22 protein-coding genes are annotated in these 23,774 nt (G+C 72.4%); 4 read left to right on the forward strand and 18 right to left on the reverse strand.

Translation table 11 applies throughout. The features are described from left to right. Nucleotides 1-87: 87 nt before the first annotated feature. Nucleotides 88-1,023: a 5'-3' exonuclease gene (locus tag BM237_RS18900; protein WP_093850874.1), complete on the forward strand. Its 936-nt coding sequence runs from the start codon at nt 88-90 to the stop codon at nt 1,021-1,023. A gap of 96 nt (nt 1,024-1,119) precedes the next feature. Beyond that, on the forward strand, nt 1,120-2,028 hold the full coding sequence (locus tag BM237_RS18905; RefSeq protein WP_093850875.1) for a siderophore-interacting protein: 909 nt from the start codon (nt 1,120-1,122) through the stop codon (nt 2,026-2,028). A 43-nt stretch (nt 2,029-2,071) separates the two neighbouring features. On the opposite strand, the gene BM237_RS18910 is transcribed toward BM237_RS18905, so the two are convergent. The 11 genes from BM237_RS18910 to BM237_RS18960 form a co-directional block, all read right to left on the reverse strand. Beyond that, complete coding sequence (locus BM237_RS18910; RefSeq protein ID WP_093850876.1) at nt 2,072-4,879, reverse strand: DEAD/DEAH box helicase; 2,808 nt, start codon at nt 4,877-4,879, stop codon at nt 2,072-2,074. Nucleotides 4,880-4,924: 45 nt separating this feature from the next. Beyond that, the gene (locus BM237_RS18915) at nt 4,925-5,851 is read right to left on the reverse strand and encodes a diacylglycerol kinase (protein ID WP_093850877.1); all 927 of its coding nucleotides are present in this window, start codon (nt 5,849-5,851) and stop codon (nt 4,925-4,927) included. 17 nt (nt 5,852-5,868) lie between these two features. Further along, on the reverse strand, nt 5,869-6,777 hold the full coding sequence (tatC, locus tag BM237_RS18920) for a twin-arginine translocase subunit TatC (RefSeq protein WP_093850878.1): 909 nt from the start codon (nt 6,775-6,777) through the stop codon (nt 5,869-5,871). A 136-nt stretch (nt 6,778-6,913) separates the two neighbouring features. Beyond that, a complete protein-coding gene (tatA, locus tag BM237_RS18925) occupies nt 6,914-7,207 on the reverse strand; it encodes a Sec-independent protein translocase subunit TatA (RefSeq protein ID WP_093850879.1) in 294 nt (97 codons plus the stop codon). A 279-nt stretch (nt 7,208-7,486) separates the two neighbouring features. Further along, entirely contained in the window at nt 7,487-7,684 is a 198-nt protein-coding gene (locus BM237_RS18930) for a hypothetical protein (protein ID WP_093850880.1), read from the reverse strand. Nucleotides 7,685-7,757: 73 nt separating this feature from the next. Further along, the gene (locus BM237_RS18935) at nt 7,758-8,720 is read right to left on the reverse strand and encodes a helix-turn-helix transcriptional regulator (RefSeq protein ID WP_093850881.1); all 963 of its coding nucleotides are present in this window, start codon (nt 8,718-8,720) and stop codon (nt 7,758-7,760) included. Nucleotides 8,721-8,811: 91 nt separating this feature from the next. After that, a complete protein-coding gene (locus BM237_RS18940; RefSeq protein WP_093850882.1) occupies nt 8,812-9,795 on the reverse strand; it encodes a helix-turn-helix transcriptional regulator in 984 nt (327 codons plus the stop codon). A 114-nt stretch (nt 9,796-9,909) separates the two neighbouring features. After that, nucleotides 9,910-10,281, reverse strand: a complete 372-nt coding sequence (locus BM237_RS18945; protein WP_093850883.1) for an FKBP-type peptidyl-prolyl cis-trans isomerase — start codon at nt 10,279-10,281, stop codon at nt 9,910-9,912. 79 nt (nt 10,282-10,360) lie between these two features. Then, nucleotides 10,361-11,371 carry an FKBP-type peptidyl-prolyl cis-trans isomerase gene (locus tag BM237_RS18950; RefSeq protein ID WP_093850884.1) on the reverse strand — a complete coding sequence of 337 codons (1,011 nt, stop codon included), beginning with the start codon at nt 11,369-11,371 and terminating at the stop codon, nt 10,361-10,363. A 191-nt stretch (nt 11,372-11,562) separates the two neighbouring features. Next, entirely contained in the window at nt 11,563-12,924 is a 1,362-nt protein-coding gene (pafA, locus tag BM237_RS18955) for a Pup--protein ligase (protein WP_093850885.1), read from the reverse strand. 9 nt (nt 12,925-12,933) lie between these two features. Next, nucleotides 12,934-14,229 carry an MFS transporter gene (locus tag BM237_RS18960; protein WP_093850886.1) on the reverse strand — a complete coding sequence of 432 codons (1,296 nt, stop codon included), beginning with the start codon at nt 14,227-14,229 and terminating at the stop codon, nt 12,934-12,936. Nucleotides 14,230-14,325: 96 nt separating this feature from the next. Between BM237_RS18960 and BM237_RS18965 the strand changes: the two genes are divergently transcribed. Then, nucleotides 14,326-15,522 (forward strand): LacI family DNA-binding transcriptional regulator, encoded by a 1,197-nt coding sequence (locus BM237_RS18965; protein WP_093850887.1) that lies wholly within the window; start codon nt 14,326-14,328, stop codon nt 15,520-15,522. A 52-nt stretch (nt 15,523-15,574) separates the two neighbouring features. Here the strand turns inward: BM237_RS18965 and prcA are convergent, their stop codons facing one another. From prcA to arc, 5 genes are all read right to left on the reverse strand, one after another. Beyond that, the gene (gene prcA, locus BM237_RS18970) at nt 15,575-16,369 is read right to left on the reverse strand and encodes a proteasome subunit alpha (RefSeq protein ID WP_093850888.1); all 795 of its coding nucleotides are present in this window, start codon (nt 16,367-16,369) and stop codon (nt 15,575-15,577) included. Nucleotides 16,370-16,391: 22 nt separating this feature from the next. Then, on the reverse strand, nt 16,392-17,237 hold the full coding sequence (gene prcB / locus BM237_RS18975) for a proteasome subunit beta (protein WP_093850889.1): 846 nt from the start codon (nt 17,235-17,237) through the stop codon (nt 16,392-16,394). Between the two features lie 125 nt (nt 17,238-17,362). Next, the gene (locus tag BM237_RS18980) at nt 17,363-17,581 is read right to left on the reverse strand and encodes a ubiquitin-like protein Pup (RefSeq protein WP_093850890.1); all 219 of its coding nucleotides are present in this window, start codon (nt 17,579-17,581) and stop codon (nt 17,363-17,365) included. Between the two features lie 192 nt (nt 17,582-17,773). Next, the gene (dop, locus tag BM237_RS18985) at nt 17,774-19,285 is read right to left on the reverse strand and encodes a depupylase/deamidase Dop (protein WP_093850891.1); all 1,512 of its coding nucleotides are present in this window, start codon (nt 19,283-19,285) and stop codon (nt 17,774-17,776) included. 260 nt (nt 19,286-19,545) lie between these two features. Beyond that, nucleotides 19,546-21,312: a proteasome ATPase gene (arc, locus tag BM237_RS18990; RefSeq protein ID WP_093850892.1), complete on the reverse strand. Its 1,767-nt coding sequence runs from the start codon at nt 21,310-21,312 to the stop codon at nt 19,546-19,548. 278 nt (nt 21,313-21,590) lie between these two features. On the opposite strand from arc, the gene BM237_RS18995 reads away from it, so the two are divergent. Further along, nucleotides 21,591-21,905 carry a ferredoxin gene (locus tag BM237_RS18995; RefSeq protein ID WP_093850893.1) on the forward strand — a complete coding sequence of 105 codons (315 nt, stop codon included), beginning with the start codon at nt 21,591-21,593 and terminating at the stop codon, nt 21,903-21,905. Between the two features lie 48 nt (nt 21,906-21,953). Here BM237_RS18995 and BM237_RS19000 read toward each other — a convergent pair whose 3' ends face one another. Beyond that, on the reverse strand, nt 21,954-22,631 hold the full coding sequence (locus BM237_RS19000) for a hypothetical protein (RefSeq protein ID WP_342746246.1): 678 nt from the start codon (nt 22,629-22,631) through the stop codon (nt 21,954-21,956). A 151-nt stretch (nt 22,632-22,782) separates the two neighbouring features. Next, complete coding sequence (locus tag BM237_RS19005) at nt 22,783-23,682, reverse strand: tRNA (adenine-N1)-methyltransferase (protein ID WP_093850894.1); 900 nt, start codon at nt 23,680-23,682, stop codon at nt 22,783-22,785. Nucleotides 23,683-23,774 lie beyond the last annotated feature (92 nt).

A 23,774-nucleotide genomic window follows, 5' to 3' on the forward strand; every position in this document is an offset into this window, starting at 1 on the left:
CGGTCAGCCTAGGCCCTGTCCCGCCGCGGGGAGGGCCCGGCTGTCGGACCGGTGCGGCATGATCGGTGCGTGACCACGCGACGCCTGATGCTCCTCGATGCCGCATCCCTGTACTACCGCGCCTACTTCGGGGTTCCCGAGTCGGTCAGGGCGCCCGACGGCACCCCGGTCAACGCGGTGCGCGGGCTGCTGGACTTCATCGCCCGCCTGGTGCGCGACCACCGCCCCGACGATCTGGTCGCCTGTATGGACAACGACTGGCGGCCGCACTGGCGGGTCGAGCTGATCCCGTCCTACAAGGCGCACCGGGTGGCGGAGGAGTCCGACCGGGGTCCGGACGTGGTAGGGGCCTCCCCGGCGAAGCCGGGGGAAGAGACGCCCGACGCCCTCTCCCCCCAGATCCCGGTGATCGAGGAGGTGCTGGACGCGGTCGGCATCGCCCGGGTCGGCGCGGACGGCTACGAGGCCGACGACGTCATCGGCACCCTCGCCCGCCGGGCCGGCGGCCCGGTGGACGTCGTCACCGGCGACCGCGACCTGTTCCAGCTCGTCGACGACGCGCGCGGGGTGCGGGTGCTCTACCCCGTCAAGGGCATGGGCGACCCCATGGTCGTCGACGAGGCGGCCCTGCGGGAGAAGTACGGCGTGGAGAGCGGGTCGGCGTACGCGGATCTGGCCCTGCTGCGCGGCGACCCGAGCGACGGGCTGCCGGGCGTGGCCGGCGTCGGCGAGAAGACCGCGGCCCGGCTGCTTCAGTCGTACGGCGATCTGGCCGGCATCCTGGCCGCCGTCGGCGATCCCGCCTCCGGGCTGACGCCGGCGCAGCGGCGGAAGCTGGAGGCGGCACGGGAGTATCTGGCCGTGGCGCCGAAGGTGGTGCGGGTGGCCGGGGACGTGGCGCTTCCGGAGTTCGACCCGGCGCTTCCGTCCGAGCCGCTGCACGCCCGGGAGCTGGAGGAGCTGGCCGGGCGTTGGGGGCTGGGCGGCTCGCTGCGGCGGCTGCTGGACGCCCTGGCGGGCTGAGTGCCCAGCGGGTCCGCCCTCACGACCCGGGCGACCGTGACGGTCCGGCGGACGTCCCGTAGAGTTAGGTATACCTAACCTCGCGAGGAGAGTTCCGTGGCAGACCGCCCGACCCGCCGCACGCCCCGCCTGAACCGGGCCCGGGTGGTGCGCACCCGGCGCCTGTCGCCCGGCATGGTCCGCGTGGTGCTCGGCGGTCAGTCCCTGGCCGGTTTCCCGGCCGGCGCGTACACCGACCACTACGTCAAGCTGCTGTTCCCGGCGGAGGGCGTGCGCTACCCCGAGCCCTTCGACCTGGCCGACATCCGCGCCCGGCTGCCGCGCGACCAGTGGCCCGTCACCCGCACCTACACCGTGCGCGCCTGGGACGCACAGGCGTGCGAGCTGACCGTGGACTTCGTCGTCCACGGCGACGAGGGGCTGGCCGGGCCCTGGGCGGCGCGCGCCGAGCCGGGCGAGGAGGTCCTCTTCCTCGGCCCCGGCGGCGGCTACCGCCCCTCCCCCGAGGCCGACTGGCACCTGCTGGTGGCCGACGAGAGCGCGCTGCCCGCCGTCGCCGCCTCGCTGGAGGCGGTCCCCGGCGGGGCCCCGGTACACGCCTTCGTCGAGGTCGCGGGCCCGGAGGAGGAGCAGGATCTCGCCCTGCCGCCGAACGCCGGACTGCGCTGGCTGCACCGCGGCTCCGGGCGGGTCGGCGCCCGTCTGGTCGAGGCGGTGCGCGCACTGGACTTCCCGCCCGGCGACGTACAGGCGTTCGTCCACGGCGAGGCGGGCTGGGTACGGGAGTTGCGCCGCCATCTGCGCACCGAGCGGGGTGTGCCGCGCGAGCGGCTGTCGGTCTCCGGCTACTGGCGCCTGGGCCATGACGAGGACGGCTGGCAGGCGTCGAAGCGGGAGTGGAACGCGCGGGTGGAGGCGGAGCAGGAGGAAGCGCCCGGCGCCTCCGCTTCCGTCGCCCCGGTCGGGGCGGAGGCCGGAGCGGAGGACGGCGCGCGCACGCGCTGACCGCACGGGGGGCCGTGCCCCGGCCCCGGCGCGTACACCTCCGTCAGCCGACGGAGGTGTACGCCACCACGCCGCGCACCACCTTCTCGGACGCCCTGCGGGCGTTGCGCGCCACCGTGCCGCCCTCGGGTGCCGCCGCGGCGATCTGGCCGAGTACGTCGACCAGTTGCTTGCACCAGCGCACGAAGTCGCCGGCGGGCATCTCGGCCTCCCGCAGCACCGAGTCCAGGCTGTCTCCCTCGGCCCAGCGGTAGGCGGCCCAGGCGAAGCCGAGGTCGGGCTCTCGCTGGCCCACGCCCTCGGACTGGTTGATCCGGTGCTCCTCCTCCAGGGCGTCCAGCCGGCCCCAGATGCGGACCATCTCGCCCAGCGCGTCCTTGGCCTTCCCCCCGGGCAGCACCGGCTGGAGGGCGTCGTCGGCCGAGCGCGCCTCGTACACCAGGGCCGAGGCGCAGGCGGCCAGTTCGGTCGGGGACAGGCCCTCCCAGACGCCCTCGCGCAGGCACTCGCTCGCCAGCAGGTCCAGCTCTCCGTAGAGCCGGGCCAGCCGCCTGCCGTCCTCGGTCACCTCGTCGCCGCGCAGATAGCCCAGGTCGGACAGGAGCGCGTAGACGCGGTCGAAGGTGCGGGCGATGGTGTTGGTGCGGCCCTCGATGCGGCGCTCCAGCTGCCGGGTGTCGCGCTTGAGGCGGTGGTAGCGCTCGGCCCAGCGGGCGTGCGCCTCGCGCTCGTCGCAGCCGTGGCAGGGATGGGCGCGGAGGGCCTTGCGCAGCCGTGCGATCTCGGCGTCGTCGGCGGCCTCCGAGCGCTGCCTGCGGCGGGTGCGCCCCGGCTCGTGGTGGCCGGCCCTGGTGCGCAGCGCGGAGGCCAGGTCTCTGCGGGACTGCGGGCTGCGCGGGTTGAACGACTTGGGGATCCGCATCCGCTCCAGCGGCTCGACGGGCACGGGGAAGTCCATCGAGGCCAGCCGCTTGACCTGCCGGGCGGCGGTCAGCACCAGCGGGCGAGGACCGTCGTGGTGGTCCCAGCCGCGGTGGCCGTGGCTGCGCCCGGCCGGAACGCCCGGGTCCAGTACGAGCGCCAGGCCGGCGAACTTGCCGGTGGGCACGTGGATCACATCGCCCGGCCGCAGCTTCTCCAGCGAGTCGGCCGCCGCCGCGCGCCGCTGGAGGGTGCCCTGCCGGGCCAGTTCGGTCTCACGGTCCTTCAGCTCGCGCCGCAGCCGCGCGTACTCCTCGAAGTCCCCCAGGTGGCAGGTCATCGCCTCGCGGTAGCCCTCCAGGCCCTCCTCGTTGCGCTGCACCTTCCGGGAGATGCCGACGACCGCGCGGTCGGCCTGGAACTGCGCGAAGGAGGTCTCCAGCAGTTCGCGCGAGCGGTGCCGCCCGAACTGCGAGACCAGGTTGACCGCCATGTTGTACGACGGGCGGAAGGAGGAGCGCAGCGGGTAGGTGCGGGTGCCGGCGAGCCCGGCCAGCGCGCCCGGGTCCATGCCGCGCTGCCACAGCACCACCGCGTGGCCCTCGATGTCGATGCCGCGCCGCCCGGCGCGTCCGGTGAGCTGGGTGTACTCGCCGGGGGTGATGTCGACGTGCTGCTCGCCGTTCCACTTGACCAGCTTCTCCAGCACCACCGAACGGGCGGGCATGTTGATGCCCAGGGCGAGGGTCTCGGTGGCGAAGACGGCCTTGACCAGGCCGCGGACGAACAGCTCCTCCACGACCTCCTTGAAGGTCGGCAGCATGCCGGCGTGGTGCGCGGCGATGCCCCGCTCCAGGCCCTCCAGCCACTCGAAGTAGCCCAGCACGTGCAGGTCCTCGTCGGGGATGGAGGCGGTGCGCTCCTCCACCAGCTCGCGCACCCGCGCCCGTTCCCCGGCGTCGTTCAGCCGCAGCCCGCCGTACAGGCACTGCTGTACGGCCGCCTCGCAGCCGGCGCGGCTGAAGATGAAGGTGATCGCCGGGAGCAGCCCCTGGGAGTCGAGCCGGTCGATCACCTCGGCGCGGCCGGGCGTCCAGATCCGGCTGCGCTGGCGCCGCTCGCGCTCCCGGTCGGCCTCGCGCACCGGTTTGCCCCGGCGCCTGTCGCGGGCGGAGGGCAGGCGGCTGTTCTCCAGCTGGGCCATGCGGAGCAGGTCCGGGTTGACCTCGCGGCGGCCGTTCTTCTCCTCGAACAGGTCGTACATCCGCCGCCCGGCCAGCACGTGCTGCCACAGCGGCACGGGCCGGTGCTCGGAGACGATCACCTCGGTGTCGCCGCGGACGGTGTCCAGCCAGTCGCCGAACTCCTCGGCGTTGGAGACGGTGGCCGACAGCGACACCAGCGTCACCGAGTCGGGGAGGTGGATGATGACCTCCTCCCAGACCGCGCCGCGGAACCGGTCGGAGAGGTAGTGCACCTCGTCCATCACCACGTAGCCCAGGCCCGCCAGCGCCTGCGAGCCCGCGTAGAGCATGTTCCGCAGGACCTCGGTGGTCATCACGATCACCGGCGCGCCGGAGTTGATGCTGTTGTCGCCCGTCAGCAGGCCGACGTTCCGCGCGCCGTGGCGTTTGACCAGGTCGTTGTACTTCTGGTTGGACAGCGCCTTGATGGGCGTGGTGTAGAAGCACTTGCGGCCCCGGGTGAGGGCCAGGTGGACGGCGAACTCGCCCACGATCGTCTTGCCGGATCCGGTGGGCGCGGCGACCAGCACGCCCTTGCCGGCCTCCAGTGCCCTGCACGCCTCGATCTGGAACGGGTCCAGCTCGAAGTCGTACATCTCGCGGAAGGGAGCCAGAGCGGTGGCCTGCTCGGCGGCGCGGACCCGGGCGGCGGCGTAGCGCTCTGCTGGGGACATGTCCTCGGTCATCGTACTTACGAGCCTACCGGCCGCCACCGACACGGCACCCGGTCTTTACGGCCCGGCGGGCCCCGCGGGCTCCGGGACGAGTACCCGCACCGCCGCGGGGACCGCCTCGACCGTGAGGGGCAGAGGTCCCAGCGGCTCGCCGTCGGCGTAGCCGGTCACCGTCTCCCCGGGCGTGGCGGCCTCCAGGGTCACCTTCGCCGCCCGGTGCACGGTGACCGCGGGGTGGGCGAGGTGGGTGCCCCGGTAGACGCGCGGGAAGACCCTCAGCAGGGTGGCGCGGCCGCACTCCCCCACCACCGTGACGTCCAGCAGGCCGTCGTCGAGGCGGGCGTCCGCGCAGATCCGCATGCCTCCGCCGTAGGAGGGCCCGTTGCCGACCGCGACCAGTGTCGCGTCGGTCTCCAGCGGCGGGCCGTCGTCGAGTGCGATGCGGTACGGGACCGTCCGCAGCCCGGCCAGTTCGGCGAGTATCGCCGCGTCGTAGCGCAGGCGTCCGGCAGGCCACCGCATACGGTTGGCCCGGTCGTTGACGCGGGAGTCGAAGCCGGAGGCCAGCACGCTGCCGTACCAGCGTCCGCCGGCCCGGCCGAGGTCGATGCTCCGGCTCCGCCCCTCCTTGAGCGCCCGCGCGATCACCCGCCCCGCCCCGGCCGGGTCGCGCACGGGCAGGCCCAGGGCGCGGGCGATGTCGTTGCCGGTGCCGACCGCGACCACGCCCAGCGGGGTGTCGGTGCCGGCCACCGCCTGGAGGGCGAGGGAAGTCATCCCGTCCCCGCCGACGGCGATCAGCGCGCCGGTGCCGCCGCTCACGGCCCGGCGTGCCCGGGTGAGCGCGTCGTCGGCGTCCGTGCCGACGACCGTGCGCACCGAGAGGCCCGCCGCGCGCAGGGCGCGTGCGGCGGGCTGGGCGGCTCCCGCACCGCGGCCACCGCCCGCGGTGGGGTTGACGAACAGGGTGATCTCACCGGTCACGCGCGGACCATACCGGCTCAGGTGGCGTCGTCGTAACCGTTGCGCCTGGTCGGACCGTCTTCGGGCGAGCCCTCGGGCAGGGCGGAGGGGCCGTCGACGGACTCGATCGCACCGACCTTCTCCGGGGTGTGGTCGAGCGGGGACGCCTCGTCGTCGCTCAGTCCGGCGTAGGGGTCCTTGCGGCTGCGGCGGCGGTCGTTGAACAGGGAGATCCCGACGGCGATGAAGTACAGCAGCACGATCGGCGCCGCCAGGGCGCCCATGGTCAGCGGGTCGCCACTGGGGGTGGCGACGGCGGCGAAGAGGGTGATGGAGATGACCATGACCCGCCACCAGCCCAGCATCCTGCGGCCGGTGATGATGCCGCTGAGATTGAGCATCACCAGCACCAGCGGCAGCTCGAAGGCGAGGCCGAAGACGACCACCATCCGCGTGATGATGTCGAGGAGGTCGTCCAGGGGAACGAGGTTGCCGGTGCCGTCGGGGGTGAACTCGATCAAGGTGGCGGCCATCGCCGGCAGGACGATGTAGGCGAGGTAGGCGCCGCCGAGGAAGAGCGGCACACCGGCCGCGACGAAGGAGCGCGCGTACTTCTTCTCGTGACTGTGCAGACCGGGGGCGAGGAAGGCCCACAGCTGGTGGAGCCAGACCGGGCAGGCCAGCACGATGCCGGTGGTGAGTCCCACCTTCAGCATGACGGTGAAGGGGGCGATCAGGCCGTTGAGGGTGATCTCGGCGCAGGCCTCGCCCTCGTCCGCGGCCCGGCCGAAGCCCTCGGTGCAGCCGACGGCGTCGCGGAGCGGCTCGGTGAGGAAGTCGGCGATCTGCTTGTAGTACACCAGCCCGACGACGGTGACGGCCAGGATGGCCAGCACCGACTTCATCAGGCGGTTGCGCAGCTCCCGCAGGTGCTCCGCGAGCGGCATGCGCCCCTCGGGATCCCTCTGCGGCTTCCCCTGTCTGCGGGCGGACTTGAGCAACCCACGTCCTCGGTGTCAGTGGCGGTGTGCCGGGTGTCTTGGCTCGGACGGCACCGGGCCCGTCACCGGGCCTGGGGCCGGGTCAGTTCTTGGTGGTCTGCTGGCCGGGCTCGTTCACCGGGCGGGAGCTGGTGACGTCGCCGGGCGCGGCCTGGATGGTCCTGGGCGCGGCCTGCTGGGCGGAGGCGTCCTGCTGGGCGGAGGTGTCCTGCTGGGCGGCCTCGTTCTCCTTCTTCATGGCCTTGGCCTCGCTCTTGAGGATGCGGGCCGACTTGCCGAGGGACCGGGCCATGTCGGGGAGCTTCTTGGCGCCGAACAGCAGCAGGACGACGAGGAGGATCAGTACGATCTCCATGGGCCTGAGGTTGCCGATCATGTGCCACTACCTTCTCGCCGGGGCGGCGGTGTTTGTGCCTGCCCTACTGATTCGGACGGGCTTCCTCGTACTGGTGCGCTGGCAGCGATCGTAACCCCGGGGGGTGAACGCGGGGCAATGCCTCCGCGTCATCCCGGTGCCGGTCACGGACACCACGCCCACACCGTCTTGAAGGGTACCGCCCCGGCGTCCGGACATGGAGGGGGCGACGCCCGGCGGTACCCCGGGGGCACACCGCCGGGCAGTCGGCATGCGGTCGGCACACCGCCGGCGCCCCGTTCAGCGTTCGATCCGCGCCCGTGCGGCCAGGGGGGTCGCGGCCCGCTCCAGGTCCTCGGCGGCCCGGGCGAGATGCTCGCAGCCGTCGCCGACCGCGCGGGCGAAGCGCCGTACCTCCAGCCCCACCCGGACGGCGAGGACGCCGAGCACGGCGATTCCGCAGAAGGCGAGCGTGAGGAAGAACATGGGCCAGAGCATGGGGGGAGCGTAGTGGACGGCCCCGGCCGGAGCGGGAACGCCCCGTCCGGGACCCGCCGGGCCCGGCCGGCTCTCAGTCGCCGTACGCCGCCAGCGCGGCCCGCGCCGCCTCCCGGGCGCTGTCGGCCAGCTCGCTCGGGGAGACGATCCGGCCGTCGCGGCCCAGCCGCAGGGCCAGGCGGCGCAGGGAGGCCGGGTCGGGGGCGCGCAGGGTGATGCGCAGACCGCCCTCGGGCAGCTCCTCGGCGCTGTCGTGCGGGTAGTACTCGGCCACCCAGCGCCCGCCCGGCCCCACCTCGATCACCACCTGCGGGTCCTCGGCGGAGGGCTGGACCAGCCCCTCGGACAGGTCGCGCAGCTCCACCGGCGGCGGGTCGGAGGGCTCGTCCAGCAGCCTGATCTCGGCCACCCGGTCCAGCCGGAAGGTGCGGTGCGCCTCGGACAGGCGGCACCAGGCCTCGACGTAGGTGTGGCCGACGGCGAACAGCCGGATCGGGTCGATCTCCCGCTCGGTCAGCGTGTCGCGTGTCGGCGAGTAGTAGCGGATCCACAGCCTGCGGCGCTCGGCGATGGCCCGGTCGACGTCCGCGAAGACCCCGCCCTCGGACTCGAAACTGACCGACAGCCGGGAACTGGCCCCGGCGCTCTCGCCCGCCGCCGCCTCGATCTTGGCGGTGGCGCGCTGGAGGGCCTCGCGATCGCTCTCGCGCAGCCCCGGCAGGGTGGCGACGGCCCGCGCGGCCACCAGCAGCGCGGTGGCCTCGTCGGCGGCCAGCCGCAGCGGCTCACCGGTGCTGGAGCCCACCGCGTCGGCGTTGTGCCACCAGATGCGCTCGCCGTCGGTGTCGATGTCCAGCAGGTCCCCGCCCCGGAAACTGGTGCCGCACATCGGCAGGACGTGGAGGTCGGAGATCAGCTCGTCGGTGGTGATGCCGAAGGCGCGGGCGACGTCCTCGACGCGGGCGCCGGGCCGCTCGCGCAGATACGTCACCAGGGACAGCATCCGGCGGGTCTGGTCGATGGCGTTGGTGGCCATGTCGGTGGTGCCTCTTCCCCTGAGTTCCCTCAAGCCCTTGACGGCCCCGTGCCGGGCCGGTCAATCCTGTGCGGCCCCCTACCGGGGCCGGTCATCCCTTGGCCACGGCGCGCAGCCGGTCCACCACGTCGGCCCGCAGATCGGCGGGCTCCAGCACGACCACGTCCGGTCCGAACTCCACCAGCCAGGCGTCCAGCCCGTGGCCGTAGGGGATCTCCAGCTCGTCCCAGCCGTCCCCGGCCTCGCGCGTCCGGAGGGCCCTGGCCCGCAGCGGATAGCCGGCGCCCTGCCGCAGCCGGATGCGGGCGGTGGCGGTGGCGATCTCCCCGGCCCACCGCTCGACGGTCTCGCGGACGGTGACGTGGTCGGGCACCTCGGCGGTGTAGGCCCCGGCACGGGAGCGGACCGGGCCGGTGATGCGGGAGAGCCGGAAGACCCGCTCGGCGCCCCGGTCGCGGTCGTGGCCGGCCAGGTACCAGTGGCCGCGCCAGCACTCCAGCGTCCACGGCTCCACGTGCCGGGTCCCGGGGCGGGCGGCGTTGGACTTGCGGTAGGCGAAGGTGACCGGGCGCCGGTCGCGGCAGGCGAGCATCAGCGGTTCGAAGGCGGCCTCGCGCACGGGGATGCGCGGCTCCAGGGCGCTGTGGCCGCCGTACGGGTCCTCCGCGCCGCTGTCGGCCAGCGGCATCCCGGCGGCGCGCAGCTTCTGCAGGGCGCCGCTGGCGGCCCCGGCCAGACGGGCCTGCTGCCAGACCTTGGCGGCCAGGGTGAGGGCGGCGGCCTCCTCGGCGTCCAGGGCGACGGGCGGGAGGCGGTTGCTGTCGCGGCGGGCCTGGTAGGCGATCTCGCCCTCCAGGTTCTCCACCGTCTCGATCACCAGGCCGAGCTCGCGCAGATCGTCCTTGTCACGCTCGAACATCCGGTTGAAGGCGTCCTCGCCGCCCCTGCCCGAACCCCCGCCGACCTCCAGGTACGCCTCGATCGAGGCCCGCAGTTCGCGCTTGGTCAGCGGACGCCGTGTCCCCAGCAGGCACAGCGCCAGATTCATCAGCCGCTCGGCCTTGGCAATGGCCATCGACGCCCTCTCTCGTACTTGTCCCGATCGTCGACCGTACCGCTCCGGACGTGCCCGGTACAAAGCCCGGGCCCCCGCCGTACGGCGGGGGCCCGGGCGGGTGCTCCACCGGTCTCAGACGGAGACCAGGTCGCAGACGAAGACGAGCGTCTCGCCCGGCTTGATCCGGCCGCCGGCGCCGCGGTCGCCGTACGCCATGTGCGGCGGGATGACCAGCTGGCGGCGCCCGCCGACCTTCATGCCCTGTACGCCCTGGTCCCAGCCGGAGATGACCTGGCCGACACCGAGCTGGAAGCTCAGCGGGGTGCCGCGGTTCCAGCTGGCGTCGAACTCCTCGCCGGTGGAGAAGGCGACGCCCACGTAGTGCACGGAGACGGTGTCGCCGGCCTTGGCGACCGGTCCGTCGCCCTCCCAGATGTCCTTGATCTCCAGGTCGGCCGGGGGCTCGCCGCCCGGGAAGTCGATCTCGGGCTTGTCGATGCTCACGAAATTGCTCCTACGAACGTTTCCATCGGTCAACCGGAACAGTCTCGCAGACCCGGCGGGCCGCCGCCGAAGAAGATCGTCAGACCTTGCCGACGATGTCCACGACGAACACCAGCGTGTTCTCGGCCAGCTCCGACTGCGGGTTCCCGCCGTAGGCGAGGTCCGGCGGGATGACCAGGAGGACCCGGTCCCCGACCTTCTTGCCGACCAGGGCGTCGTCCCAGCCCTTGACGACCTTGCCGGTGCCGATCTGGAAGGCGGTGGCGCCGCCGTGGTCCCAGGAGGAGTCGAACTTCTTCCCGTCCTCCCACTTGACCCCGGTGTACTGGGCGATCAGGCCGTCACCGGCCTCCACCTCGGGCCCGTCGCCCTCGATCAGCACCTGCTCCTTCAGCTTCTCGGGGGCCTTCTCGCCCTTGGGGACGGTGATGGTGGCGGCCTTCTGCTCGTTGGCCTTCACCTCGGGCATGCCCTCGCCGGTGGCCGCCTGCTCACCCTCTGCCTCGGCCTTGGCGTCGGTCTTGGCGGAGGCGACGGCGTCGACCACCCAGACCATGCTGTCGGCTCCGTCGATCCCCAGCTGCGGGTTGATCGAGTCGCCCATGATCGCCTCGGCGGTGCCCTCGATCAGGACGCGGCTGCCGGCCCGCTCGCCGATCAGGGACTGGGCGACCGGCTCGGGAAGCCCCTGTGCCTCACCGAGACGGAGGACCTCCTGGCGGCGGGCGTCCCCCTCGGAGGCGCCCTCCGGCTGCTGCTTCCAGGTGTTGATCAGTTCCTGGCCGTTGCTGGTCATCAGGATGTCGATGCGGACGAAGTCGCCCTCGGCGAGCTTGTCGCCCTTGCCCTCGGCGACCGTCCGCACGGCGGCCTCGTCGGGGGCCTCGGCGTCCTCGGCGACGGTGAGCTCGGGCTCCTCGCCGACCTTGCCGGAGACCTTCGTGGCGGCTTCGGAGGAGCCGTCGGACCCGTCGGAGCCGCACGCCGCGGTGAACAGCATGGCGGGCACGACCAGGGCCGCGGCGACGCGGCGGCCGACCTTCGCCAGGGGGCGGGGGTGTGGGGGGCGTCCCCCTCGAGATTGCAGCATCTGTCCAACTCGTGGTGTAGGAGGTGTCCGGGCGTTCCGGGCGTGCCGGCCACTCTACGGGCCGCCCGGCCCACCTCCCACAACTCGCGGAAGGGCCGATTTCGTTCCCGGGCCGGGTGCGGATCGAGCCCGAGTCCGCGCCCCGGGGCCGTGGCGGTGTGCCACGGCCCCGGGCGCGCTGCCCTCCGGGCTCACATGCCGGAGATGAGCTTCTCCACGCGCTCGTCCACCGAGCGGAACGGGTCCTTGCACAGCACCGTGCGCTGGGCCTGGTCGTTCAGCTTCAGGTGCACCCAGTCCACCGTGAAGTCGCGGCGCTGCTCCTGGGCCCGGCGGATGAAGTCGCCGCGCAGCCGGGCACGGGTGGTCTGCGGCGGCACGGACTTGCCCTCGAAGATCTTCACGTCGTTGCAGATCCGGGCGGCCTGTCCCTTCCGCTCCAACAGGTAGTACAGCCCCCGGCGGCGGTGGATGTCGTGGTACGCGAGGTCTATCTGGGCGATCCGGGGGTGGGACATGGTGATGTTGTTCTTGGCCCGGTACCGCTCGATGAGCTGGTACTTCATCACCCAGTCGATCTCGGTGTTGACCTTGTCGAGCTCCTGGGTGCGCACCGCCTCCAGGGTGCGGCCCCACAGCTCCAGCACCTGGTCCACCACGCCCGTGCGGATGCCCCGGCGCTCGCAGAAGTCGGCGGCCTTCTCGTAGTACTCCTGCTGCACCTCCAGCGCGGACGCCTCCCGCCCGTTGGCCAGCCGGACCTTGCGCCGGCCGGTGATGTCGTGGCTGACCTCGCGGATCGCCCGGATCGGGTTCTCCAGGGTGAGGTCGCGCATGACCGTGCCGGCCTCGATCATGCGCAGCACCAGATCGGTGGCGCCGACCTTGAGCAGCATGGTCGTCTCGGACATGTTGGAGTCGCCGACGATGACGTGGAGGCGGCGGTAGCGCTCGGCGTCGGCGTGCGGCTCGTCGCGGGTGTTGATGATCGGGCGGGACCGGGTGGTGGCGGAGCTGACGCCCTCCCAGATGTGCTCGGCGCGCTGGCTGACGCAGTAGACCGCGCCGCGCGGGGTCTGGAGCACCTTGCCGGCGCCGCAGACGAGCTGCCTGGTCACCAGGAACGGGATGAGGACGTCGGCCAGGCGTGAGAACTCCCCGTGCCGGGCCACCAGGTAGTTCTCGTGGCAGCCGTAGGAGTTGCCGGCCGAGTCGGTGTTGTTCTTGAACAGGTAGACGTCGCCCGCGATGCCCTCCTCGTGGAGGCGTCGCTCGGCGTCGACGAGGAGTCCTTCGAGGATGCGCTCGCCCGCCTTGTCGTGGGTGACCAGCTCGGTCACGTTGTCACACTCCGGAGTGGCGTACTCCGGATGCGATCCCACGTCCAGGTAGAGGCGGGCGCCGTTGCGGAGGAAGACGTTGCTGCTGCGGCCCCATGACACGACACGGCGGAAGAGGTACCGCGCCACTTCGTCAGGAGACAGGCGCCGCTGTCCCCGAAACGTACACGTGACGCCGTACTCGTTCTCCAGCCCGAAGATTCGGCGGTCCATGAATGAACTTTACGCCTGATGCCCGGTTTTGAAACCGGCTCCGGCGCCCCCGTTCCGATCACTTTCCATCCGGGCGACGGCGCCGGAGGACGGGGCAGAGGGCGGGGTGGGGGCCGGGGGCGCGACCAGGGCGGGAGCCGCCAGGACACGCCGGGTGGCCAGCAGGACCAGCAGCGCGGCCAGGCCGCCCGCGCCGGCGACGAGGAAGCCCGCCGGCGCCCCGCCCCGTTCGATGACCGGGCCCACCACGGCCGTCCCCGCCGCGGCTCCGACGCCGAAGGACGTCACCAGCCAGGAGAACGCCTCCGTGACCGTGCCGACCGGTGCGTGCCGGTCCACCACCACGAAGGCGCAGGCCAGCGCGGGGGCCAGGAAGAGGCCCGCGACCCCGGCCAGGAGGGTCATCGCCACGGGGCCCGGCGCCAGCGCCAGCGGCAGATAGCCGGCCGCCAGGGCGGCGATCAGGACACGCAGCCGGGTCTCGGGCTCCCCCGCCCAGGTGCGGGCTCCGTAGGCCAGGCCGCCGACCAGGGCGCCGGCGCCCAGCGCCGAGAGCAGATAGCTGGAGATCAGCTCGTCGCCGTGGCCGTCGGCGTAGGCGACCGCGGCCACCGCGATCGTCCCCAGGGCGAGGCCGACGAAGAAGAACGAGCCGAGCAGGGCGAGCAGGCCGCCGGAGCGCAGAGCCCCCAGCCAGTGCGCCTCGCGCGGTTCGGAGCGCCAGCGGCGGGAGGGCGGCGAGACCACCACCGACAGGGCGCCGAGCACTCCCAGGGCGTTGATCACCAGCAGGGCCGCGGCCTCGCTCCAGAGGGCCACCAGCACCGTGACGGCCAGCGGCCCCAGGGTGAACATCACCTCCTGGGCCACCGCGTCCAGCGCGTAGGCGGCGTGCACCCGGTCGGGGTGCTTCAGGACGGACGGCCACAGGGCGCGCAGGCCGCCTTCCAGGGGCGGGGTGAACAGGCCTGCGACGGCCGTCGCGGCGTAGGCGACGGGCAGGGGTTCGACGCCGGCGAGGGCGAGGGCGGCCATACCGAGGCCGGAGAGCAGCGCGGCAGGCAGCATCACCCTCGGTTGGCCCCACAGGTCCACCGCGCGGCCCAGCAGCGGCTGGCCGACGGCGTTGGACAGTCCGTAGACGGCCGACAGCACGCCCGCCAGGGTGTAGCTGCCGCCTTCCGCGCGGACGAACAGCACGATCGCCAGGGCGGCGGTGGCGTTCGGCAGCCGGCCGAGCAGGGTGCCGGTGAGCAGCCGCGCGGCGTGTCTGACGCGCAGCAGTTCGGCGTAGCCCGTCGCCATGGGTCGGCCCCTCTTCCCCGGAGTCCTCCGGCGGTCTGCGGAAGTGTTACGTATAACCTGCTCCGTCATACGTACCATGAACCAGCCCCCGGGTCCATGCCGGACCGGGCGCCGCCCGTACCGTCCGTCCACTCCGGGAGCCGGCCAGTGACCACCGACCGACCCCGGCCCACGAGCCGGGACGTGGCGCGTGCCGCCGGGGTCTCGCAGGCGGCCGTCTCCCTGGTGCTGGGCGGCAAGTGGCGCGGCCGGGTCTCGCCGGGCAAGGCGGCGGCGGTGCGGGAGGCGGCACGGGAGCTGGGCTACCGGCCGAACCTGGCCGCGCGCAGTCTGCGGCTGGGGCGCACCCGCACCGCGCTGCTGGTGGTCCCGGCGCTCACCAACGAGTTCTTCGCCCGGCTCCACGCGGGCGCCGCGCGGGTGGCCGCCGAGCACGGCTTCGGGGTGGTGCTCTACCCGTCTCCGGAGGGTGTCGGGCCCGCCCGGGATCCCTTCGACTCCGCCGGCGCCGCCCTGGACGGCGTGATCGCCTCCTCGATGGCCTCCGAGGCGCTGGCCGCCCTGCGCTCCGGCGGTGAGCTGCCGCTGGTGATGCTCGACAGCGAACCGGAGAACACCCAGGCGGCGGCCACCGTCAACCTCGACATCGCCGACGGCATGCGCCAGGCGGTGGGGCACCTGCTGGAGCTGGGCCACCGCCGGGTGGCCCACATCGCCGCGGCGGTGGACTCCTGGACCTTCGAGGTGCGGTCCGCGGCACTGACCGAGGCTCTGGAGGCGGCCGGCTGCCCGCCGCCGCCGGTCTGGACGGCCGGCCTGGACGTGGCCGACGGCACGCGTGCCGCCGCACGGGCGCTGGCGGCGGTCCCCCGGCCGACCGCGCTGGTGTGCGATGACGACGTGCTCGCCGCGGGCGCGTGCAAGGCGGTACGGCGGCTGGGGCTGCGGGTACCGGAGGACGTCTCGGTGACCGGCTTCGACGATCTGACGCTCGCCCGGGCGGTCGAGCCGGAACTGACGACGGTGCGGCTGCCCGCCGAGGAGGCGGGGGCGGCCGGGATGCGGGCTCTGCTGGCCGTGCTGGACGGCCGGAGGGAAGGTGCCGTGCCGGACGGCCGGAGGGAAGGTGCCGTGCCGGACGGCCGGAGGGAAGGTGCCGTGCCGGACGGCCGGACGCGGGAGGCCGGCGGCTCCGGTTCCCCCGCTTGGGTGACCAGCCTGCCGGTGCGGCTGACCGTACGGGGCTCCACCGCCCCTCCCCCGGGTACGCCCGTGGGCCCCGGCGGGCGCTGAGCGCCGCCGGGGCCCACGGGACGCCCGACACAGAGCGGGAGGGGGGCGCAGGCTACTCCTCGGAGGCGGAGGACTCCCCCGAGGAGGCCCCGCCCGACGACTCTTCGGACGACTCGCCCGACGACTCGCCGGAGGAGGCGGACGTACCGCCCTCCTCCAGCAGCCGGGAGAGCTGCCCGCCGAGCACGCGCTTGAACTTGCGCTGCTGGGGCCGGGTGCGGTCCAGGACGGCGACCTCCAGCTGGTCGGCCGTGAGGGTGCGCTCGCCGCCGTTGCTGTCCCGGCTCAGGGACTCCACCGCCAGCTTGAGGACCTCGGCCAGGGTCATCCCGTCCCGGTGGCGCTGTTCGAGGTAGCTTCCGATCTGGTCGGAGTTGCCGCCGACCGCCACCGAGCCGTGCTCGTCGACGATCGAGCCGTCGTGCGGCAGCCGGTAGATCTGGTCGTCCTCGGGGCCCTCCCCGACCTCGGCGACGATCAGCTCCACCTCGTACGGCTTCTCCGCCGCGCTGGAGAAGATGGTGCCCAGGGTCTGGGCGTAGACGTTGGCCAGGCCCCGCGCGGTGACGTCCGTGCGGGCGTAGGTGTAGCCGCGCAGGTCGGCGTAGCGGACGCCGCCGATGCGCAGGTTCTCGAACTCGTTGTACTTGCCCACCGCCGCGAAGGCGATCCGGTCGTAGATCTCGCTGACCTTGTGCAGTGCCCGAGAGGGGTTCTCGGCGACGAACACGATGCCGTCGGCGTACTGCAACACGACCACGCTGCGGCCGCGCGCGATGCCCTTGCGGGCGTACTCGGCGCGGTCCGCCATGGCCTGCTGGGGTGAGACATAGAACGGCGTCGACACCGGCTATCGGTCCCTTCCTGATCTAGAGCACAGGGGCCTGGGGCCCGTTGGGCGACTGGAGCCGGCCGTCGTGCACCGAGCGGGCGATCTCGGCGACCTCCTCCTCGGTGAGCCTGCGGAAGCCGTCCTCGGTGATCACCGTGACGACGGGGTAGATCCGGCGCACCAGGTCGGGGCCGCCGGTGGCGGAGTCGTCGTCGGCGGCGTCGTAGAGGGCCTGGACGACGACCGTGGCCGCCTGCCGCTCGCCGAGGTCGTCGCGGTGCAGCTTCTTGAGCGAACCGCGGGCGAAGACCGAGCCGGAGCCGACCGCCGCGAAGCCCTGCTCCTCGGACCGCCCGCCGGTGACGTCGTAGGAGAAGATGCGGCCCCTGCCCAGGCCCACGTCGTACCCGGCGAACAGCGGGATCACCGCCAGGCCCTGCATGGCCATGCCGAGGTTGCCGCGGATCATCGTGGACAGGCGGTTGGCCTTGCCCTCCAAGGACAGCTGGGTGCCCTCGACCTTCTCGAAGTGCTCCAGCTCCAGCTGGAAGAGCCTGACCATCTCCACTGCGAGCCCGGCGGTCCCGGCGATGCCGACGGCGCTGTACTCGTCGGCCGGGAAGACCTTCTCGATGTCGCGCTGGGCGATCATGTTGCCCATCGTCGCGCGCCGGTCGCCGGCCAGCACCACGCCGCCGGGGAAGGTGACCGCGACGATCGTCGTGCCGTGCGGCGCCTCGACGGCGCCCTTCACGGGCGGGAGCGGACGGTTGCCGGGGAGCTGCTCGGGCGCGTGCTCGGACAGGAAGTCCATGAACGAGGACGAGCCCGGCGTCAGGAAGGCAGCAGGCAGACGCCCTGTGCTACGGGTGTTGGCTTCCACACGTTTCCTTCCACCAGATCGTGAGACCGGATCTTGAGAATTCTGCACGGACCTTACCCGTGGCGGCGGATGTCATCCGTCCCGCACCCCCGCCGTCGCGGGGGTGCGGGACGGATGCGCACGCCTTACTCCCCGCCCTTCTGCACGAAGGAGCGCACGAAGTCCTCGGCGTTCTCCTCGAGCACGTCGTCGATCTCGTCCAGCACGGAGTCCACCTCGTCCGACAGCGCCTCCTGGCGCTCCTTGAGGTCCTCCGAAACCTGCGCGTCCTGCGCCTGCTCGTCGGTCTCCTCGGTGGAGCGTGCCGCCTTCTGCTGACCGCCGCCGGTGTCCTTGGTCGCCATATACCTCACCCCGCTCGGTTGGACGGTACAAGATCAGACCCTACAAGCCGGGCCTGACATCGGCCCTTCTCCTGCAAGTGGCTCTTTCCCGCTTCCCGCCATATCGCTGTCACTCCGCCGTCGCGGACGTCCGGAAGCCATCTCCATGATTCCCGCCTCCGGAGACGTTCAGCCGTCCCCTCTCCTCCCGGTTCACTTCCCGGACAGCGCCCTGACCAGCTCCTCCGCCGTACCGCAGCGGTCGAGCAGCTCGCTGACGTGGGCACGCGTACCGCGCAGCGGCTCCAGGGTGGGTACCCGCTGGAGGGAGTCCCGACCCGGCAGATCGAAGATCACCGAGTCCCAGGAGGCCGCGGCCACCGCGTCGGCGTACCGCTCCAGGCACTGGCCGCGGAAGTAGGCGCGGGTGTCCTCCGGGGGCTGGGAGCGGGCACGCTCCACCTCCGCCTCGTCCAGCAGCCGCTTCATCCGGCCGCGGGCCGCCAGGCGGTTGTACAGCCCCTTGTCGGGGCGCACGTCGGCGTACTGCAGGTCCACCAGGTGCAGCCGGGCCGCGTCCCAGTCCAGGCCGTCGCGGCGCCGGTAGCCCTCCATCAGCTCCCGCTTGGCGACCCAGTCCAGCTCGCCCGCCAGACTCATCGGATCGCTCTCCAGACGCACCAGGACGTCCTCCCAGCGGGCCAGCACGTCCCTGGTCTGCTCGTCCGCGTCCTGTCCCCAGCGCTCCTCCACGTACTTACGGGCCAGCTCGTAGTACTCCATCTGGAGCTGTACGGCGGTGAGCGTCCGTCCGCTGCGCAGCGTGACCGGCCGGCGCAGCGACGGGTCGTGGCTGACCTGGTGGAGGGTGCGCACGGGCTGGTCGACGGCCAGGTCGACGGCGATGAAGCCGTCCTCGATCATGGACAGCACCAGGGAGGTGGTGCCGAGTTTGAGGTAGGTGGAGATCTCCGACAGGTTGGCGTCTCCGACGATCACGTGCAGCCGGCGGTACTTCTCGGCGTCGGCGTGCGGCTCGTCGCGGGTGTTGATGATCGGCCGTTTGAGGGTGGTCTCCAGGCCGACCTCCACCTCGAAGTAGTCGGCCCGCTGGCTGATCTGGAAGCCGTGTTCGGAGCCGTCCTGTCCGATCCCGACGCGTCCGGCCCCGGTGACGACCTGGCGGGAGACGAAGAAGGGCGTCAGATGGCGCACGATGTCCGAGAAGGGGGTCTCCCGCTTCATCAGGTAGTTCTCGTGGCAGCCGTAGGAGGCGCCCTTGTTGTCGGTGTTGTTCTTGTACAGGTGGATCGGCTGGGTGCCGGGCACCTCGGCGGCGCGCCGGGCGGCCTCTGCCATGATCCGCTCACCGGCCTTGTCCCACAGCACGGCGTCCCTCGGGTTGGTGACCTCCGGGGCGCTGTACTCGGGGTGCGCGTGGTCCACGTACAGCCGCGCGCCGTTGGTGAGGATCACGTTGGCCAGGCCGATGTCCTCGTCCGTGAGCTGGCTGGAGTCGGCTGCCTCGCGCGCGAGGTCGAAGCCCCGGGCGTCCCGCAGCGGGTTCTCCTCCTCGAAGTCCCAGCGGGCGCGGCGCGCCCGGTGCATCGCCGCCGCGTAGGCGTTGACGACCTGGGACGAGGTGAGCATGGCATTGGCGTTCGGGTGACCGGGGACGGAGATCCCGTACTCCGTCTCGATGCCCATCACTCGCCGTACGGTCATGCGGCCCTCCTTGCCCGGCGGCGGCCCGCCTTTGGGCCACCGCTCAAGTCCCGCTGCGCATCCGGCCCGCTCGCGGCCCCTGGCCCCGCGCTCCGCATGGCGGCGGTACGGACGAGCCTAGGGCGGTCGGGCCCCGGTTGGGAGATCGCTGCGGACTTCCCGTGTTTCCTCGGTGGAGATCGGTCCGAAAAGATCCGGCTGCGGACGCCCGTCCCCGCCTCTCGACGGGGACACGGGCGTCCGCAGCCGGACGGTGTCTTCTACAGGTACTGACCGGTGTTGGCCACCGTGTCGATGGAGCGTCCGGTGTCCGCGCCCTGCTTTCCGGTGACGAGGGTGCGGATGAAGACGATCCGCTCGCCCTTCTTGCCGGAGATGCGGGCCCAGTCGTCGGGGTTGGTGGTGTTGGGCAGGTCCTCGTTCTCCTTGAACTCGTCCACGCACGCGGCGAGCAGGTGGGAGACCCGCAGGCCCTTCTGGTTGTGGTCGAGGAAGGCCTTGATCGCCATCTTCTTGGCCCGGTCGACGATGTTCTGGATCATCGCGCCGGAGTTGAAGTCCTTGAAGTACAGAACCTCCTTGTCACCGTTGGCGTAGGTGACCTCCAGGAAGCGGTTCTCCTCGGACTCGGCGTACATCTGCTCGACGACCGACTGGATCATCCCGGCGACGGTGGCCTCGGGGTCCTTGTTGTGCTCCGCGAGGTCGTCCGCGTGCAGCGGGAGGTTCGGGGTCAGGTACTTCGAGAAGATGTCCTTGGCGGCCTCGGCGTCCGGACGCTCGATCTTGATCTTCACATCGAGGCGTCCCGGGCGCAGGATCGCCGGGTCGATCATGTCCTCACGGTTGGAGGCGCCGATGACGATGACGTTCTCCAGCCCCTCCACACCGTCGATCTCCGACAGCAGCTGCGGGACGATGGTGTTCTCCACGTCCGAGCTGACGCCGGAGCCGCGGGTGCGGAACAGGGAGTCCATCTCGTCGAAGAAGACGATGACGGGCGTGCCCTCGCTCGCCTTCTCCCGGGCCCGCTGGAAGACCAGGCGGATGTGCCGCTCGGTCTCGCCGACGTACTTGTTCAGCAGCTCGGGGCCCTTGATGTTGAGGAAGTAGCTCTTCCCCTGGGGCTGCCCGGTCACCTCTGCGACCTTCTTGGCAAGGGAGTTGGCCACGGCCTTGGCGATCAGGGTCTTGCCGCAGCCGGGCGGGCCGTAGAGCAGCACGCCCTTGGGCGGGCGGAGTTCGTGCTCCTTGAACAGGTCCGGATAGAGGTAGGGGAGCTCCACCGCGTCGCGGATCAGCTCGATCTGCCCGCCCAGGCCACCGATCTTGTTGTAGTCGATGTCCGGGACCTCTTCGAGGACGAGCTCCTCCACCTCGCTCTTGGGCACGACCTCGTAGACGTACCCCGAGCGCGGCTCCAGCAGCAGCGCGTCACCGGCCCGGAGCGTGGCTTTCATAAGGGGCTCGGCGAGCCTGACCACGCGCTCCTCGTCGGTGTGCCCGATCACCAGGGCGCGCTCGCCGTCCTCCAGGACCTCCTTGAGGGTGACGATGTCCCCGGCGCGTTCGAACTCCATGGCCTCGACCACGTTGAGCGCCTCGTTCAGCATGACCTCCTGGCCACGCCTGAGCTCACCGAGATCGAGACTGGGGCTGACGTTCACCCGGAGCTTGCGCCCGCCGGTGAAGATGTCGGCCGTGCCGTCCTCGTTCGCCTGCAGAAAAACCCCGAAGCCGGCCGGTGGCTGGGCCAGCCGGTCGACCTCCTCCTTGAGGGCCACGATCTGGTCACGGGCCTCACGGAGGGTGCCTGCGAGCCGCTCGTTCTGTGCGGACACACCGGCCAGGTTCGTCTGCAGCTCGACGATCCGCTCCTCGAGAATCCGAGTGTGGCGCGGAGAGTCGGCGAGCTTGCGGCGCAGGACGGCGATCTCCTGCTCGAGATGGGCAACCTGGCCTGCCGGGTCGTCGGAACCCCGTTCGGGCCGGATGCCGCGGTTGATGTCGTCGTCGTGGGCTGCCACGGTCCTCACCTCCTCCAAGGGGAGCTGGACGCTTCCTGACCCTACCTGGACCCGTGGGGGTTGAAACCCCTAGATCACAAACACGGTCGGGGTGTGTCTGATCTTCACCCTTGCGCACTCCCTTACCCCGGGTGAATACCCACCCAACCTCTCCGGAAAGCGGCCGGTTGTATCGTCTGAAGCGTCAACCCCCGTCACGGGTGGCTCTATTCCGCCAAGATCACACCGACAATCCGTCACACGGTCCGGTCACGAGCGCAGGAACGGCAGGCAGCAACATGGGCTCGCACAACGAGCAGACCGCAGAACTGGAAGTCTGGATCGACCAGGAACTCTGCACCGGCGACGGGATCTGTGCGCAGTACGCGCCCGAGGTCTTCGAGCTGGACATCGACGGGCTCGCCTACGTGAAGGGCCCCGCACCCGCGGGCGAGGAGGCGGAGCTGCGCACCGAGCCGGGCGCCACCGCCCCCGTCCCCCTCCCGCTGCTGAGCGACGTGGTGGACTCGGCCAAGGAGTGTCCGGGCGAGTGCATCCACGTGCGCCGGGCGGCCGACGGCGTCGAGGTGTACGGTCCCGACGCCGGGCAGTAGTTACGGCGGCGCTCCGGTCTCCGGCGGCGCCGGGCGTTGCGTGACCGCTCAGACACTCCGGGCGGTCGGCGCGGCCTCCAGCACGAACTTCCCGCCCCGCCACTCCCATTCGACGTCCCGCGCCCGGTCGGGACAGCAGCGGGGCACGTCCGGCGACGAGTAGCCCAGCAGCCTGGCGGACACCGTGCGGTCGCGGACGGTCAGGTCCTGCACCGCCATCCCCTCCCCCGGGTCCACCAGGGTCTCGGCGATCCGGGGCCCGCCTCCCTCACTCGCGGGGTGCGCCAGGACGTACACCCCGCTGGGCGGGGTGCCGATACCCGCGGCGCAGCGGACCACCGCGACGGTCTCGGCGCGGCCGTCGCCGTCGAAGTCCACGGCTGCCCTGTCGATCACCTCGGCCTCCACGGGGCCGCATTCCAGCGGGTAGCGGGCCGCGTCCGCGTCCGGCCCGGGAGCCACCGCGGCGGTCTCCCGCGGCTGGGTGGCGTCGGCGCCGGCGGGTTCCAGCAGCGCGGCGGCCCCCAGCAGCGCGCCCAGCGCCGCGGCGGTGGCGAACCAGTGCGGTGCGCGGGCTCGGGTGTGGGCGGCGAGGGCGTCGGGGGAGGACGGTGCCCGGTCCGCCCCGGGGGTCCCGGCCGGACCGGGCTGGGGCGGGACGGCGGGGGTGGCGGCTGGACGGGGCGAGGCGGAGGGCGCGGGCGCGGAGTCTGCCGGAAGCTGCACGCGGGACGGCTCCTGTGAGGTGCGGGCGGCCGGGGGTGCCCAGCATCGTGCCATACGTCACACCGCGGCGGAACGGCCGGGTGCGCTTCGCCGCCGCTCCGTCCCCCGCCCGGCCCGCACAGGGCCGGGCGGGTGGCGGAAAAGAGCCGTCTCAGCCGCGGCCCGAGCCGCTGCCCGGGCCGCTGTAGTCCTCCCCGTACGCGCCCTTGGCCGGGCGGCGGCGGCGCATCGGGGGCTCCACCCCGTCGGCGAGCCGGCGCGCGGTGAGCAGGAAGCCGGTGTGCCCGATCATGCGGTGGTCGGGACGGACGGCCAGGCCCTCGACGTGCCAGGTGCGCACCATGGTCTCCCAGGCGGCCGGCTCGTTGAAGGTGCCGTGCTCGCGGATGGACTCCACCGTGCGGGCGAGCTGGGTGGTGGTGGCGACGTAGGCGCACAGGATGCCGCCGGGGACGAGGGCCTTGGAGACGGCCTCCAGGCACTCCCAGGGGGCGAGCATGTCCAGGATGACCCGGTCGACCTCGGTGTCGGACAGGTTGTCCTGGAGGTCTCCGACGGTCAGCCGCCAGGCCGGGTGCGGGCCGCCGAAGTACCGCTCGACGTTCCCCTGCGCGATCTCGGCGAAGTCGGCGCGGCGCTCGTAGGAGTGCAGCATGCCCTGGTCGCCCACGGCCCGCAGCAGGAAGGTGCTCAGCGAGCCGGAGCCGACGCCCGCCTCGACGACGCGCGCGCCGGGGAAGATGTCGGCCATCGCGAGGATCTGCCCCGCGTCCTTGGGGTAGACGACGGCAGCGCCGCGCGGCATGGACAGGACGTAGTCGGGGAGCAGGGGACGCAGCGCGAGATAGGCGACGTTTCCCGTGGTACGGACGACCGTGCCCTCGGGAGCACCGATCAGCTCGTCGTGGGGGAAGGCTCCCTTGTGGGTGTGGAAGCTCTTCCCCGCCTCGAGCGTGAAGGTGTAGTGGCGTCCCTTGGGGTCGGTGAGCTGGACCTGGTCCCCGACCTGGAAGGGCCCGCGACGGCGGGCGGCACCGGTCGGTTCGGACATGGGGGCAAGGGTAGTCCAGGCACGCCCTCCGGCCGTAATCGAGGCCCGCCCCTCCCGCATGCCCCCGTCCCCGGGCGGCCCCGGCGGGGGTG

It is taken from the genome of Streptomyces mangrovi (genome assembly GCF_900114215.1).
Lineage (GTDB): Bacteria > Actinomycetota > Actinomycetes > Streptomycetales > Streptomycetaceae > Streptomyces > Streptomyces barkulensis.